Origin of the sequence: Vibrio sp. dhg (genome assembly GCF_003443775.1) — a bacterium.
Classification (GTDB): Bacteria; Pseudomonadota; Gammaproteobacteria; order Enterobacterales; family Vibrionaceae; genus Vibrio; species Vibrio natriegens.
The window spans coordinates 1303914-1318654 of the sequence record NZ_CP028944.1; the positions used below are offsets into that span (position 1 = coordinate 1303914).

13 protein-coding genes are annotated in these 14741 nt (G+C 44.5%); 7 read left to right on the top strand and 6 right to left on the bottom strand.

Going from position 1 to position 14741, the window contains the following annotated elements:
• Positions 1 to 34: 34 nt before the first annotated feature.
• Both DBX26_RS21550 and DBX26_RS21555 read left to right on the top strand, forming a co-directional pair.
• Complete coding sequence (locus tag DBX26_RS21550) at positions 35 to 1435, top strand: APC family permease (RefSeq protein ID WP_118120851.1); 1401 nt, start codon at positions 35 to 37, stop codon at positions 1433 to 1435.
• A gap of 729 nt (positions 1436 to 2164) precedes the next feature.
• Positions 2165 to 3088, top strand: coding sequence for an OmpA family protein (locus DBX26_RS21555; protein WP_118120852.1), 924 nt, complete (start codon positions 2165 to 2167; stop codon positions 3086 to 3088).
• A 210-nt stretch (positions 3089 to 3298) separates the two neighbouring features.
• On the opposite strand, the gene putP is transcribed toward DBX26_RS21555, so the two are convergent.
• Together putP and DBX26_RS21565 are read right to left on the bottom strand one after the other, a co-directional pair.
• Entirely contained in the window at positions 3299 to 4750 is a 1452-nt protein-coding gene (gene putP / locus DBX26_RS21560) for a sodium/proline symporter PutP (protein ID WP_118120853.1), read from the bottom strand.
• A gap of 49 nt (positions 4751 to 4799) precedes the next feature.
• Positions 4800 to 5186 carry an ectoine synthase gene (locus DBX26_RS21565; RefSeq protein ID WP_014235031.1) on the bottom strand — a complete coding sequence of 129 codons (387 nt, stop codon included), beginning with the start codon at positions 5184 to 5186 and terminating at the stop codon, positions 4800 to 4802.
• A 137-nt stretch (positions 5187 to 5323) separates the two neighbouring features.
• Here DBX26_RS21565 and DBX26_RS21570 point away from each other — a divergent pair, with 137 nt between their 5' ends.
• A complete protein-coding gene (locus DBX26_RS21570; RefSeq protein WP_020333509.1) occupies positions 5324 to 6211 on the top strand; it encodes a LysR substrate-binding domain-containing protein in 888 nt (295 codons plus the stop codon).
• 125 nt (positions 6212 to 6336) lie between these two features.
• Here DBX26_RS21570 and DBX26_RS21575 read toward each other — a convergent pair whose 3' ends face one another.
• Together DBX26_RS21575 and DBX26_RS21580 are read right to left on the bottom strand one after the other, a co-directional pair.
• Positions 6337 to 7536 (bottom strand): type III PLP-dependent enzyme, encoded by a 1200-nt coding sequence (locus DBX26_RS21575; RefSeq protein ID WP_020333507.1) that lies wholly within the window; start codon positions 7534 to 7536, stop codon positions 6337 to 6339.
• A gap of 263 nt (positions 7537 to 7799) precedes the next feature.
• The gene (locus tag DBX26_RS21580; protein WP_014235028.1) at positions 7800 to 8714 is read right to left on the bottom strand and encodes a LysR family transcriptional regulator; all 915 of its coding nucleotides are present in this window, start codon (positions 8712 to 8714) and stop codon (positions 7800 to 7802) included.
• 83 nt (positions 8715 to 8797) lie between these two features.
• Between DBX26_RS21580 and DBX26_RS21585 the strand changes: the two genes are divergently transcribed.
• Together DBX26_RS21585 and DBX26_RS21590 are read left to right on the top strand one after the other, a co-directional pair.
• Positions 8798 to 10138, top strand: a complete 1341-nt coding sequence (locus tag DBX26_RS21585) for an aspartate aminotransferase family protein (protein WP_118120854.1) — start codon at positions 8798 to 8800, stop codon at positions 10136 to 10138.
• Between the two features lie 25 nt (positions 10139 to 10163).
• On the top strand, positions 10164 to 11660 hold the full coding sequence (locus DBX26_RS21590) for a CoA-acylating methylmalonate-semialdehyde dehydrogenase (protein ID WP_118120855.1): 1497 nt from the start codon (positions 10164 to 10166) through the stop codon (positions 11658 to 11660).
• 72 nt (positions 11661 to 11732) lie between these two features.
• Here the strand turns inward: DBX26_RS21590 and DBX26_RS21595 are convergent, their stop codons facing one another.
• Positions 11733 to 12380 (bottom strand): glutathione S-transferase family protein, encoded by a 648-nt coding sequence (locus tag DBX26_RS21595; protein WP_118120856.1) that lies wholly within the window; start codon positions 12378 to 12380, stop codon positions 11733 to 11735.
• A gap of 118 nt (positions 12381 to 12498) precedes the next feature.
• Here DBX26_RS21595 and DBX26_RS21600 point away from each other — a divergent pair, with 118 nt between their 5' ends.
• Positions 12499 to 13332 carry a LysR family transcriptional regulator gene (locus DBX26_RS21600; RefSeq protein ID WP_118120857.1) on the top strand — a complete coding sequence of 278 codons (834 nt, stop codon included), beginning with the start codon at positions 12499 to 12501 and terminating at the stop codon, positions 13330 to 13332.
• 87 nt (positions 13333 to 13419) lie between these two features.
• Here the strand turns inward: DBX26_RS21600 and DBX26_RS21605 are convergent, their stop codons facing one another.
• Positions 13420 to 13734, bottom strand: coding sequence for a multidrug efflux SMR transporter (locus tag DBX26_RS21605; RefSeq protein ID WP_014235023.1), 315 nt, complete (start codon positions 13732 to 13734; stop codon positions 13420 to 13422).
• A 118-nt stretch (positions 13735 to 13852) separates the two neighbouring features.
• On the opposite strand from DBX26_RS21605, the gene DBX26_RS21610 reads away from it, so the two are divergent.
• On the top strand, positions 13853 to 14716 hold the full coding sequence (locus tag DBX26_RS21610) for a LysR family transcriptional regulator (protein WP_118120858.1): 864 nt from the start codon (positions 13853 to 13855) through the stop codon (positions 14714 to 14716).
• Positions 14717 to 14741 lie beyond the last annotated feature (25 nt).

The following is a 14741-nucleotide window of genomic DNA, read 5'->3' on the forward strand; positions in this document are numbered from 1 at the left end:
TTATCTTGATTTAACTAATCTAAGGAATAGAAATATGAACGAAGTAGTCAACACTAACAACATTCATATAGCTGAAGGATCAGCGACTAAGAATCAAAAGTTAAAGATTGGGCTTGGAACAATGATGGCGATTTGTATCGGCCTGGTTATTGTTCAGGGGGCCATGATCTCGGCGACTCAGGGCATTGGCCTCGGTGGTATGGCGTTTGTTGCCGCTATGTTCGCTGCCTTTATCCTCGCCCAGTTTAATGCGATGAGCTTTGCGGAACTGTCTTTGATGTTTCCGCAGGAGGGGTCGCTTGCGACCTACACACAAAAAGCCATCGGCCACTTTCCTGCTATTGTCGCGGTATTTGCTGGCTATGTCGTGGTGTCCGTGCTGGCACTGCCGGTTGAATTGTTCTTAGTCGACGCCATGCTAAGTGAGCTATTGCCCGGTATGCTACCTGAAAAAGTGGTGCCTTTAGGTATCCTTGTTTTGCTCAGTGTCACAAACATGGTTGGCGCGGATGTCTTTGCTCGAGTTCAAAACCTGCTGGCATTTATTCTGGTCGCAGCGCTTATTCTTGTCGGGTTGTGCGCAATCACCGGATTAAGTGAGCCACATCCTGAGTTATCAGGCACAACGGTGGATTGGAGCTTTGGTGGTGTCATTGATGGTAGTTTTGTCGGCTTGATTGCACTTGCAATGTGGCTGATGGTCGGCGTCGAGTTTATTTGCCCGATGATCAAAGAGGTGAAAAATCCAGTTAAGAATATCCCCCGTTCTATGCACCTTTCTTTGTTGTTGATCTTCCTAATATTTCTCGCCTTTGCCTACGGAGCCAGCCTTTATCTCAACGTGGATACGTTAGTGGGCTCACCAATCCCATATCTTGATTACATCAATGCTGTCTTCGGGCAAGCTGGTTTAGTGATTGCAACAGTGATGGCGCTGGCCGCAACCTGCAGTACCGTGAATACGATTTTAGCCTCTATCCCAAGAATGCTGCACGGAATGGCGATGCAAGATCAGGCATTCCCGCAGTTTAAAGCGCTTAATCGCTTTGATGTGCCTTGGGTAGGCATCGTGGTGATGGCTGGTTGTACCTCTATTCCGTTTTTGTTTCTCGATATCGACTCACTGATTGTGTTGGTGATTGCGGCAACCACAAGCTGGTTACTGGCTTACATGGTGGCTCATATCAATGTCATCGTATTGCGTAAACGTATGCCAGAACACAAGCGTCCGTACAAAACGCCTTTCTACCCGCTGCCGCAGATCTTAGGGATTATCGGGATGGGTTATGTCGCGCTGAATAACTCACCTTCACCGGAGATGACATCGCTGGTTTACACCATTACTGGAGGCATTTTAGCTTTAGTGATAGCGATAAGTGTTGTTTGGGTGAAGTTTTACATGAAACGTAAATTGTTTGAACCAGACATGAAGTAGCGAAACCTCGCGTTTAAACGTTAAGTGTATAAAAGTGAATTAAGAATAGAAGGACGCACGTAATGCGTCCTTTTGGTTATTTAAAGAAACTTTTCCAAATTACGTAGAAATTTCATCTGAATTATATTTGATGAGACCAAACAACAATGATGAAGGCTGACTAACCGACTGAGATTAGCTTTTCATCAATATAATTAAAAACATTATTCTTATTAAAACCATTAATGGATGAATTTCTCAGGAAAAGAAAAGGATTGTGAATTTTCATCAGATCTAACGTATAAAACTCACTGTTAAAATACATACGGATGAATAATAATCTTCGATTTGGCGGTTTTGTAAGAACTATCTGAAATACATGTGGTTACAAGTATGGAATTTATAATTTCAAAAATGAGGCGTTCTTTTTCTATGGAGAGGTAATTTGTTAATTTAGTTTGATTTTTGAGCGAAATGGTATGCTTTTATGCATCTCGTGAATTAATGATGTTGAAATTAATTAGCAAGTGTAATGTGACTGGATTCTATAAATGTCATTTATGGCAGAGATAAATTTGAGTTGTTAATTAAAAACCTGCATTCATATAACATGTAATTTCATTCTTATTACTAGTTGTTCCTTGTTTTAATTAAATTACACATTATTGACTCAGTTAATTGATTATTTTTATTTCGATAATTATCGATTTTAATTTTATATCGAATAATTGAATAAAGGCAGAAAAATATATGAAACTAAAAGTAGCAACGCTAGCAATTATTGTGGCTGGTGGTATTTCGGCAGCAAATGCAGCGGACTTAGATCAAAATATCGATAAGTCTGGATTTTGGCTGGGTGCAGCAGCTGGTATGGGTCTATCTGATACTGATGCTGGAGAAAGCGAAGTACTGAGCCCTAAACTTGAAATGGGTTACGATTTCGGCAAGCATTTTGGTCTTTACGGCAGCTACGATTACATGCATAACCTAAGCGATGCAGAACTGCACCTTGGCACATTAGGCGTGAAAGGAAATCTGTACTTCACTGACAACTTGTCGATGTTCGGTAAGCTTGGTGCAACGTACATCTTTGCTGATGGTAGCGAACTAAAAACTGACAGCTTTAGTGGTACTGCAGGTGTGGGTCTTGAATACCAACTGACTAATGCTGTAACGACAAAAATCGGTTACGACTACTACAACAATCTTGAAGCGAAAAATGGCCATGACCTTGACCTAAGCCAAGTGTACTGGGGCATGACGTACAAATTCGGCCAACCTGAAACGCCTCTAGTCGTTGAAGAAAAAGTTGAAGTGCCACTAGAAGTCGTAAAAGAAGTAACGCAGACTTCTCGCTCTACTTACACATTGCCTTACCAGGTGGGTCAGGTTGATGTAAATGACTACGGTCGTTACAACCTTGATGAAGTGATCACGACAATGCGCAGCAACCCTGAGTTGACTGCTGAAATCGTAGGCCGTACGGATGCGACTGGTTCTGCTGCTACCAATGAACGTGTTTCAACGCAGCGTGCAGAGCATGTTGCCCAATACATGATCGATCAAGGTATTGACGCTGAACGCATCCACACTTCTGGTGTTGCAGATCAACAGCCTTTAACGAGTGGTAGTAACGCACAACTTGAGCGTTCTGTTCAGATCACGTTGAACTAACACAAATTCCTACAGCTCTAGGAGGCGAGTCGTGTACTCGCCTCTTTGTTATACAGGAAAGAGTAATCCGTCTTTTTTTGGGACGGTTTATACGTTCTGGGACTGGGAGTTTTGTAAATTGATCTACTGTGTGGTCGGAGTCTTCCTGTAATAAAAAACTACCTTCGTCTGAAGGTAGTTTTCTAGAGACTCAAAAGCAGCCTTATTGCTTTACTTGAACTGCAATGATGTCTCGCTTTCTTTACCGTCGTTTTTGGCTGACAACAACGTTGATACAACAATCACGAGTGTGGACATCAGGAATCCTGGCACGACACCAAAGATATCAAAAATACCTCCGTCCAAAATTTCCCAAACTAATGCAATGGCTGCACCTGTTATCATTCCAAAAATAGCGGCTGCTTTGGTCATCGCTGGCCAGAACAAGCTCAGTAAGATGACAGGACCAAAGGCTGCACCAAATCCACCCCAAGCGAAGGCAACCATGCTTAATAGTGTTTGATCCGCTTTGTTGAATGCCAGCGCAAGGCCAATTAGTGCGACAACAATGACACCAAGGCGTGCAACCAGTAACACTTCTTTGTCAGATGCATTTTTGCGCAAATAGGTTTTGTATAAGTCTTCAGAGATAGTGGTTGAACACACAAGTAGCTGCGAGTCTATGGTGCTCATAATTGCTGCCAGCACACCCGCAATAATCAGTCCGGCAACCAGTGGATGATAAAATGCCTGTGCCAATGCAATAAATACCGTTTCTGCATTATCAAGCTTTGGCTCAAAATAGTATGACCCGAGCACGCCAACAACGACTGCAGACATCATGGTTATGGTTGACCAGACCATGGCAATTCGGCGAGAAACTTTCACGTCTTCTACGCTGCGTACACTCATAAAACGGACGAGCACGTGAGGTTGACCTAAGTAACCAATACACCAGCCACTGAGAGATAAAAGACCCAAGAACCAGCCATTAGATGGTTTTAAGCTTTCCAGTGAAATCTCACTCATAATTTGGCTGTAGCTTACGCCTTGCTCTGGTGCACTAAACAGGAAGAACAAACTTAAAGCGGTAATGAACAGCGATAGCGCCATCATTAACCCTTGGAAAAAGTCCGTCCAGCATACCGCAAGGTAACCTCCCATGAAGGTGTAAGAGACGATAACAATTGATCCAATAATTAGGGCTGATTCGTAACTTAAGCCGAACGTACTTTCAAAGAGAACCGCTCCGCCACTGAGTCCTGCTGCTACGTAAAGGGTAAAAAATAGCAAAGTGACGAGCGAGGACGTAAGTTGAAGAACATTGGTATTGTCTTTAAAGCGGTTGTGTAAATATTCTGGAATCGTCTGAGCATCGTTTAGTTTTTCCGTCTCTAAACGCAGCCTAGGTGCAATCAGCTTCCAGTTGAGATAAACACCCATCAGGGTAAATACAATAATCCATACGGATCCGAGGCCGCCGGCATAAAGCGCCCCCGGTAAACCCATCAACGCCCAACCACTCAGATCAGAAGCCCCTGAGCTTAATGCCGCAACACTTGGTGGTAGATTACGAGAACCTAATATGTAATCGGATACCGTATTCGTTTTTCTGTAGAAGTAGTACCCAATGGCCAGCATTCCCAGTAAATAGAGAATGAAGGCTGTATATAGATAACCCATAGACATTCCTCCCTGAATGTAGTTGTTTGTTATTTAAGGGGCGCTGAGATTAGTAGCTTGATGAGCCATCTCCAGAAAGGTTGTGTCTTTCTGTGCCTTTTAGTGGTGGGTTAAACACAGAGACTAGAATCATGTCGTTTTTCTCTGAAGCTCGCAGGTAGTGCTTATCATGCTTATCCAAAACATAAATATCGCCTTGAGAGATTTTGTAGACATTGCCTTCCATGTCTTCAACTTCGCCATCGCCAGCAATGCAGTAACATGCTTCTAGATGGTTTTTGTATTCAAGGATTGACTCTGAACCTTGTGCAACAACGGTGTGGCAAACGGTAAAGCCCATGCCATCTTGCTCAGTAAGCAGTCGGTGGCTCGTACCGTTACCCCAGTCAACAAAGTAATCACTCGTCGCTACGTCTTTTAAACTTCTTACAAACATGTGTTTTCCTTATGAAATTAATTCACCAATCCTGTTGGCTTTGGCTGGTTTTTGTTACAAAAACAATGCTATCACTTGAGTTTTTTGTAAACAAATGATGAAATCTAGATTAAATGATGAGAAAAAGTTGACTATTGATGAGTAAAAATAAAGGGTTTTTGGTACCTCCTCTTAATGCTCTAAAAGCATTTAATTGTGCAGCAAAATATGAGAATTTTTCTAAAGCCGCCGAGGAGTTACACGTAACGAGTACGGCTATCAGCCATCAGATATCAAACCTCGAAGAGTGGTTTGGAGTTGAGTTATTCAAGAAAAAGGGCAGGAGCGTGATGCTGACCCAAACCGGACATGAGCTTAAGCATAGAACTGGGCGTGTTTTTGATGAGCTCGCGGATATAGCGACGGATTTTAAAGTCAGAGGCAGGAAAAGTTCGTTAGTCGTCGGGTGTATTCCTTCGATTGCAACTCGGTGGCTGGTTCCAAACCTGAAAAGTTTTACCAAGCTCTACCCAGACGTTGAAGTGCAGGTTCTATACGTGGATATGCGGGATCAACTGGCGGGAAGTACCTATGATGTACTCATCACCTACATCGAGCAGGAATCGGATGATGTGATTGAAATTCCATTCATCTCAAGGAACACCTATGCAGTCTGCAGCCCGAAGTTTTTGGAAGAATATGGCCCGTTTGATGAACCTAAAGACTTACTCCGTTCCGAGGTTATTCACGATGAAAACAAAGATGGTTGGACAGAGTGGTTCAAATTGGCGGGAGTCGATGTGGAGGGAGGGCTTCCAGGTAACACTTATGCCGATTTTAACTTACTCGTGATTTCCGCTATCGCAGGCCATGGCGTCGCACTTTGCCCTATTGATGCCTTCCGGGAAGAAATCAAAAGAGGCGATTTAGTTACTCTTTTTGATATCGCGAGTAATACCGATAAGTTTTATAACATCTGCAAAAGGAAAGATGCATCCAAAGACGTGATGTCTTTTGTCGAGTGGTTTGTCGATGTGTGTAAGTAACATGCGCTAGGGTGATATCGGAGCATTTAGATGTTGCTTGTGGCGAAGGATTAATTTGCTGTTTTCTCGAAGAAAAAAGCTCCCAGGGTTGGGAGCTTTTGTGTTCTATCTCTATTTGCTTTTAATTAACCAAACAGACGTTCGCTGCGCTCATCACGCTCGTTAATCACAATCGTTTGAGCACGTTTGAAAAAGTTAAAATCCGTTGCTGTAGCGCTGGTGTAAGCGCCCATCATACGGCCAATGATCAAGTCGCCGTTTTCTAGTTTTGGTAGCATTACGTTTTCTGCGATCACATCAATGCTGTCGCAAGTTGGGCCAGACAACACACTTGGTAAGTACTCGCCTTCGTGCTTCAACGTTACCAATGGGTATTGCGCGTCATCAAACATCAAACCGCTGAATGAGCCGTAGATACCATCATCCAGGTAGTACCACATTTGACCGTCACGCTCTGCTTGACCCATTACTGATGCCACGCTGGTTACTGACTCTGCAACAATAAAGCGACCTGGTTCTGCAATAACCTGTACTGTTTCTGGCAACTCGTTTAACGCTTCGTTAATCGGTACGCAGAATTCATCAATTGGCATCACTTTTTCTGAGTAAGAAACCGGGAAGCCACCACCAATATCCAGTGTGCTCAATGCAGGTAAACCGCGAGCCACAACTTCGTCCATCACTTGCTTACAAGTACGGATTGCATCAACGTATTTCTGTGGGTTCATCGTTTGTGAACCAACATGGAACGACAGTCCCTTAATACGAATATTCCACTCTTTCGCCGTTTCGATGATGTTGAGTGCCTGTTCTGGCGTACAACCGAATTTTTTCGATAAGTCGGCAAACACGTCTGAGTTACGGAAGCTCAAACGCACAAGTAGCTCTACTTTGTGGCTGTACGCTTTGAACTTTTCTAGCTCGTTCAGGTTATCAACAACAAACACATTGCAGCCATACGCTAACGCATCACGAATATCACGGTCACGTTTAATAGGGTGAGTGTGAATCGTACGATCTGCAGGCACACCTTGCTGTTTTACCAGGTCAACTTCACCTGATGTTGCCAAATCGAAACTTGCGCCTTCTTCCAATAGGGTTTTAACCACCGTTGGATGAGGCAATGGCTTCAATGCAAAGTGCAGAGTGACATTCGGTAATGCTTGGCTTAGTGCTCTGTAATTTTTACGAATCATATCGCAGTCGAGCATTAACAATGGCGCGCCAAATTGTTCAACAGATGTTTGAATAAGATCGACTGTCTCCGCTGGTAAAGCCGGAGAAGAAAAAGATTGAAAACCTAGTACAGACGCAGAATGAGCCATCGCAAACCTCCAAAGTTAAGTAGACACTTTTCATGTGCATTGTGATGAAAAGTGGAGCGTCAATAAGAGCGGGGTTACCGCCGTCAAAGAAACTCTTGGATAGTTGCTCTATCGCCTTGCCACAAAACTGCTGTGATGTACTCGGATTGGCTATCATCAAGAAGCAGCGCGATATTAAGGTCATAAGTTTTCACGCGCAATAAAAAATACAGCAAATAAAGAACAAGTTTTTTATCGTCAGGATAACATTTATTAATTAATGTTTACTCTATGATTTCTAAGAATTTATCTAGTATTTGGTTGTGTTTTAACCCGCTTCTGGTCACCAAGGATATGTCTGAACTGAAGTGAAACGTATCGGTAAATAGAGGACGCATTTGGCCTTTATTACACCAATAATCGGCGTAATGCTGCGGTAGAAACCCGATGTAAGTCCCTGTCAATATAAGGAAAGCGATACCTTCGTGATCGGACGCCGTCGCCGAGCATTTTAGCTTTTGATACAGATCGGTGACTTCGGGAGACATTCGGTGTCTTGTGATGACCGAATTGGTCTGTTTAAGGCGCTCTATATTCTGATCACTTTCCATAAACAATGGGTGCTCATTGCTGCAGTAGAGGAAGTAATTTTCGTTGTACAAAGTGCGGTAATCAAAGTTGTTACTTTTGTTATTGGCAGGGAATGCGCCGACATGAAACCGTCCGTCGATTAAGCCTTTTTCGATATCTGCTGGGGTCGACATCGTGATGTTGATATTTATTTTTTCACTCATTTTACGGATATGCTTTAGCGCGCGGGTTATCTTCATGTGTGGCTGAGTGACTAAATTATTGACTAGCGCGATATTGAGCTCGCCACGCAGCTCATTATTGATTTGGTTTACGTCATTACGAAATTGCTCAATCGAGGCAAGCAGAATATCGGCGGATTCTAACACTGCTTCGCCTTCGTCAGTCAGGGTAATACCACCTCGTCCTCGATGACAAAGCTTCATATTTAGCCGTTTTTCAAGATCACTCATTTGTAACGATATGGCTGATTTTGTAATGCCAAGAACGGGCTCAGCAGCGGTATAGCTGCCGCACTCGACAACGGTTTTAAACAGGCGGATCAGTTTGATATCAAAGTCGGTGATCTGATTAATGATGCTTCGGTTTTTATTGTTGAGCTTTTTCATAACTAACGTAAAGTAAATTTATAATCTACTTAACATACTCATGTGCTAAAAATAAATCTAGTCACTACAAGGATGATATAGCGATGAGTAACTACAAATTTGCACAAGACGGAATCGATACAGATCTTTCTGCTCATTGGATGGCATTTACTTCCAATCGCAGCTTTCACCAAAATCCCCGCATCATCACTCAAGCTCAAGGCGCCTGGCTCAAAGATGCCAATGGTCGTGATATCTATGACTCGCTGTCTGGGCTTTGGACGTGTGGCGCTGGCCATGGTCGTCAGGAGATTCAAAAAGCGGTAGCAGAGCAGTTAGGGACTCTCGATTACTCACCTGCGTTTCAATTTGGTCACGAGCTCTCCTTTAAACTGGCAGATAAAATCGTCGAGAAGATGCCACAAGGGCTCGATCATGTGCTGTTTACTGGCTCTGGTTCGGAATGTGCTGACACCTCACTTAAGTTGGCAAGAGCTTATTGGCGTGTCAAAGGCAAAGCGTCGAAAACTAAGCTGATTGGTCGCGTCCGTGGCTACCATGGCGTTAACGTTGGCGGCACCAGTCTGGGTGGCATTGGCGGCAATAGAAAGACATTCGGTCAGCTGTTTGATGCCGACCATATTCCTCACACCCTGCAACCTGATTTAGCCTTTACAAAAGGTTGCGCAGAAACGGGGGGGGTGGAACTTGCGAATGAGTTTTTGAAGCTCATTGAACTTCATGACGCATCCAATATTGCCGCAATTATTGTAGAGCCAATGTCGGGCTCTGCGGGCGTGATTGTGCCGCCGAAAGGTTACCTACAGCGTCTGCGCGAAATCTGTGACCAGCACGACATCTTGCTGATCTTCGATGAAGTCATTACAGCATACGGACGTATGGGATGCTGGACTGGTGCTGAGTATTTTGGCGTGACTCCAGATATTATGAACACCGCGAAGCAGCTTACCAATGGTGCAATCCCAATGGGCGCAGTGATTACGTCTCATGAAATCTATCAGGCATTTATGGAGCAGGATTTACCTCCTCATATGATCGAGTTTGCTCACGGCTATACTTATTCCGCTCATCCCGTCGCGTGTGCCGCAGGGTTGGCAACATTAGACCTGTTGGAAAAAGACGCGTTAATCCAACAGTCGAGAGAGCTGGCACCGATTTTTGAAAATAAACTGCATGCGATAAAAGGTGCAAACCACGTTCTCGACATCAGAAATTGCGGCTTAGCCGGAGCGATTCAGATCGCACCGAGAGACAATGATCCAACGATTAGGCCGTTCGAATGTACATTAGACCTGTGGGAAAAAGGATTCTATGTACGTTCTGGTGGCGACACGATTCAATTCGGTCCAAATTTTAATGCCAAAGCTGAAGATCTAGAGCGCTTATTCGACGCGGTTTACGAGACATTGAATCAACTAAATTAAAAAAATTAAGGAAGGAAGTCAGATCATGGAAGTTATTTCGCACTTTATTGACGGAGACAAGTTCTCACACTCAGGTTCGACGATTGATGTCTACAACCCGGCGACAGGTGAGCCGATTCGCCAAGTAGAAATGGGTACGTCTGAAACCGTGAATCAGGCAATAGAATCGGCGAAACGTGCCTATCCAGCCTGGAGTAAAACGCCTCCGCTAAAACGAGCGCGTATCATGTTTGCGTTCAAGGATCTTTTGGAAGCGAATCAAGATCAGATTGCGCGTTTGATCAGTGAAGAGCATGGTAAAACGATAGAAGATTCTCTCGGCGAACTGCAGCGTGGTATTGAGAATGTGGAATACGCTTGTGGTGCACCAGAGTTATTAAAAGGCGAATACACCCGAGGAACCGGACCGGGCATTAATGCATGGAGTGATCACAAACCTGTCGGCATCGTCGCTGGTATTACACCATTTAACTTCCCTGCTATGGTGCCGCTTTGGATGTATCCACTCGCGGTTGTGTGCGGTAACTGTTTTATCCTCAAGCCGTCAGAGAAGGTACCGGCTTCAACCTTATTTATTGTTGAGTTATTGCATAAGGCAGGTTTGCCAAATGGCGTCTTAAACGTGGTAAATGGCGGCAAAGAGGTTGTTGACGCGTTGATCGAAGCTCCGGAAGTGAAAGCGATGAGCTTCGTGGGTTCGACGCCTGTCGCGGAATATATTTATTCGGAAGGCACTAAGCGCGGTAAACGAGTACAGGCACTTGGTGGCGCGAAGAACCACGCGATCATTATGCCGGACGCCGAAGTATCGAGCACCATCAACTCACTGATGGGGGCGGCATTTGGCTCTTGTGGTGAACGCTGTATGGCGATTTCAGTTGCGGTGTGTGTGGGTGATGAAGTTGCAGATAACTTGGTGAAAGAATTGACCCCGCTTATCCAAGAATTGCGAGTCGGAGCCTTTACTCAGAACTCGGTGGACATGGGACCAGTGATTGCGAAAGAGCATTTAGAGAAGATTTCCGGTTATATTGAAAGCGGTGTTGAGGCCGGTGCGGAATTAGTTGTGGATGGCCGTGGTCTTTCGGTTCCTGACTTCTCTGCTGGCTACTTTATCGGTGGCAGCTTGTTCGATAGAGTGACCCCAGACATGAAGATTTACACTGATGAAATCTTTGGCCCTGTGTTGTGTGTTGTGCGCGTGAACTCTCTTGAAGAGGGCATTCAGCTCATTAATGAACACGAGTTTGGTAACGGGACTTGCATCTTTACACGCGATGGTGAAACGGCTGAGATATTCTGCGACGAAGTGGAAGCTGGCATGGTTGGTGTCAATGTACCGCTTCCTGTCCCGGTGGCTTACCATAGCTTTGGTGGCTGGAAACGTTCGTTGTTTGGCGATCTCCATGCGTATGGCCCTGACGGCGTGCGCTTCTACACTCGCCGTAAATCCATTACTCAGAAATGGCCAAAGCCGCAAACTAACGAAGCGGCGCAATTTGCATTTCCAAGTAACAAGTAATAAATAGCGTTAATTTTCTTGGTTATTTACCTATCCCCTGGCTTTTTAGTTGGGGGATAGGTGATAAGCAGGCTAGATCGGCTCACCCGCTTCATCTTCTCCGACGATGTCCGTTTCAAGGCTGGCTTCCGCTAGCCAACGCTGCATGGTGTCGCTATTCAGGACTTTCTGCTGATATTGCGTAGCCTTTTCTGATAGCTTGATGCCGTAAGTAAGCGTGCGCAGTACCACAGGTGCATACATCGCGTCCGCAATTGACCATTCTCCAAACAGCCAACCATCCGGGTATTGTCCCATTTGCAGTGACCAGATTTGGTCAATACGCTCGATGTCTTTAAGTGCGTCTTTGCTCAAAGATACCGTTCTCTTAGCACGGCAGTTCATTGGCATCTCGTTACGTAGTGCCATAAATCCTGAATGCATTTCAGCTGATATAGCTCTTGCTTTGGCTCGCTCAGTAAGAGATTGTGGCCACGCCTTACCGTCTAAGAAAGCTTCGTTTACGTACTCGAGAATCGCCAGCGAGTCCCACACGGTAACATCATTACAAACTAAAGTTGGTACCTTGGCGGTCGGTGTAATGTCCTCCAGTGTGTTGTAAAATTCGTCCGTAAACAGTTTGATTTTCTCGATCTCAACGTCGATGTCGTATTGCATGAAGATAAGCCATGCTCTGAGAGACCAGCTCGAGTAGTTTTGATTGCCGATATAAAGTTTCATCCATGCTTCCTTATTTCTGAGTGATGGTTTGGAACATTTACGGTAATAGATTGTTTTATCGAAAACTAACGGATAGTTTTGATGGGACACATTAATAAAACCGATAGATAAGCTTAGTATGGATATTGACGCTTTAAGAAGCCTTCTGGCATTTGCAGAAACAGGCAGTTTTACGCGAGCAGCGAAGCAGATTAATCGAACCCAGTCGGCATTCAGTGCTCAGATGCGTAAATTGGAAGATGAACTGAATATTCGCCTGTTTGAAAAAGAAGGACGTAATCTGGTGCTCAGCGAAGCTGGCCTTGCGTTACGAGCTCATGCTGAGCAACTGGTCGCTTTACACAACAAAGCGGTGACACAGGTACGCCGTTATCACGATAAGCTGCCACTAAGGTTAGGCTGTCCGGAAGACTACAACGATGCCATTTTGCCGAAAGTCATCGCGATTCTAAAAAAGGCGGAACCAACCTGTTCTATTCAAGTGTTTAGCCAACCCAGCGTCACACTGAGAGAATGGCTGGATGAAGGCAAATTAGACGCCGCTATACTCACTCGCTCCGCTGGAAGTGAAGAAGGGCATTGGCTTGCTCACGATAAAGGGGTGTGGATTGCCAGTCAGGATTACCAAATGGATAAGACTAAGCCTTTACCATTGGCACTTTTCCAGCCGGATTGTAAATACCACGCTGCTGCAATCGATGGTCTAACTAAAAGAGGTATCTCTTACCAGCTGTTAGCGTGTTGTAATACCGCGTCAGCGCAAAGGGCAATAGTTCGAGAGGGGTTGGCTATTGGTGCAATGGGACGATTAAGTGTCACCAGCGACCTACAGATTCTCGATGATATGCCACCGTTGCCTGCAGTCGACATTGTGTTAGTTTCTGGAGTAACGCCGCACCCACTGCTCAGCTCGTTCGACCTGACTATCGCTGACTTTTCTTTGATTGAGTAAAGAACTTTGGTTGAAGAAAGGACGCTATTTGATGTTTAGATAAGCATTAACGCTTGCGATATAAGGCTGCGTTAATGCTTTTTCTCATTAGTGACCAAGCTTCAACATGACCACGCCAGACAAAATCAGCATGATGCCGATGTAGCGAACCATGGAAGTCGGGTCTCCGTAGAAATAAACGCCGACAAGAAATGTTCCGGCTGCGCCAATGCCTGTCCAAACTGCGTATGCGGTACCCATCGGGATCGCTCGCTGCGCTGCAAATAGCAACGCGCCGCTTATCGCCATGAATACCACTGCCATTGTTATCCCTAACACTTTGTGCCCAGATTGAGCAACTTTCAATCCAACCGGCCATCCAATTTCTGTAAGACCAGCTAAAACTAAATATAACCAGCTCATAATTTCCACCTAATTAGATAAAGGAAAAACATTTGCAGGCTATGGTATCGATTATTATGATGGATAAAAGTTAATAACTATCGATTTTTTTCATATGTTGAGTTTGGAACAAGTTAGGATGTTGGTACTCTCTGCGGAGCTAGGGTCATTTTCTGCCTGTGCAAGGAAAATGGGCAAAGTTCAATCTGCGGTTAGCCATGGTATCAGTACCTTAGAGATTGATTTAGGCATCGAGTTGTTTGATCGTTCGGCCAGAAGCCCCAAGTTAACCCCCGCGGGTGAACGTTTGATACGTAGTGCGAAAAACTTGTTGGCGCAGGCAGACGAATTCGAAAAAATTGCTCAATCCATTGAACGATCGGAAGAAAGCCAGTTGACGATAGCCATTGACGACGGCGTTTATAATCCAAAGTTCGCCGACTTGTTTAAGCGTTTGGATAACCAATTTCCCACGATTCAAATTGATGTGCTGAGTTTAGCGTCTGGCGATATTTCTGCTGAAGTTGCAAATGGTGATGTTGATATCGGAGTGATGTTCACCGAGTTTGAACAGTTAAAGCAAGTCGACTTCTGTTATGTTGGAAGCATTGATTACCTTCCTGTTTGTCATCCGAATTATCCGCTTGCAGATATTGATGTTGAACTGCAATCTGATCTGGCACCGTTTCGACAACTGGCAATCCGAGGAAAATCAAAAGTAGAATCGCAGGCTTTGATCAGTATCGCACCTAAAGTTTGGTGGAGTTCAAGCCATTACAGCGCGTTAGAGCTCGTTAAACAGCAGGTTGGCTGGGCTTATTTGCCATCATTTTTAGTCAACGACTCAATAAAGTCCGGTGAACTACATAAAATTAAAGTGGCATTCGACCACAAGCCCTGGAATGCACCTGTCGATATGGTCTTTAAAAAGGGAAGAATGCATGGGCCGGTATTTCAGTGGTTATTTGACGAAATCAAACAGATATTCACACCGACTACTTAAGTCCTCCTCAACGACACGTTTTCAT

What these genes read in the sequence shown, in the direction of transcription:
- DBX26_RS21590 (WP_118120855.1), top strand. Translation starts at nt 10,164, where the DNA reads ATGGAAGTTATTTCGCACTTTATTGACGGAGACAAGTTCTCACACTCA.
- DBX26_RS21550 (WP_118120851.1), top strand. Translation starts at nt 35, where the DNA reads ATGAACGAAGTAGTCAACACTAACAACATTCATATAGCTGAAGGATCA.
- DBX26_RS21585 (WP_118120854.1), top strand. Translation starts at nt 8,798, where the DNA reads ATGAGTAACTACAAATTTGCACAAGACGGAATCGATACAGATCTTTCT.
- DBX26_RS21605 (WP_014235023.1), bottom strand. Translation starts at nt 13,734, where the DNA reads ATGAGCTGGTTATATTTAGTTTTAGCTGGTCTTACAGAAATTGGATGG.
- putP (WP_118120853.1), bottom strand. Translation starts at nt 4,750, where the DNA reads ATGGGTTATCTATATACAGCCTTCATTCTCTATTTACTGGGAATGCTG.
- DBX26_RS21580 (WP_014235028.1), bottom strand. Translation starts at nt 8,714, where the DNA reads ATGAAAAAGCTCAACAATAAAAACCGAAGCATCATTAATCAGATCACC.
- DBX26_RS21555 (WP_118120852.1), top strand. Translation starts at nt 2,165, where the DNA reads ATGAAACTAAAAGTAGCAACGCTAGCAATTATTGTGGCTGGTGGTATT.
- DBX26_RS21610 (WP_118120858.1), top strand. Translation starts at nt 13,853, where the DNA reads ATGTTGGTACTCTCTGCGGAGCTAGGGTCATTTTCTGCCTGTGCAAGG.
- DBX26_RS21565 (WP_014235031.1), bottom strand. Translation starts at nt 5,186, where the DNA reads ATGTTTGTAAGAAGTTTAAAAGACGTAGCGACGAGTGATTACTTTGTT.
- DBX26_RS21575 (WP_020333507.1), bottom strand. Translation starts at nt 7,536, where the DNA reads ATGGCTCATTCTGCGTCTGTACTAGGTTTTCAATCTTTTTCTTCTCCG.
- DBX26_RS21595 (WP_118120856.1), bottom strand. Translation starts at nt 12,380, where the DNA reads ATGAAACTTTATATCGGCAATCAAAACTACTCGAGCTGGTCTCTCAGA.
- DBX26_RS21570 (WP_020333509.1), top strand. Translation starts at nt 5,324, where the DNA reads ATGAGTAAAAATAAAGGGTTTTTGGTACCTCCTCTTAATGCTCTAAAA.
- DBX26_RS21600 (WP_118120857.1), top strand. Translation starts at nt 12,499, where the DNA reads ATGGATATTGACGCTTTAAGAAGCCTTCTGGCATTTGCAGAAACAGGC.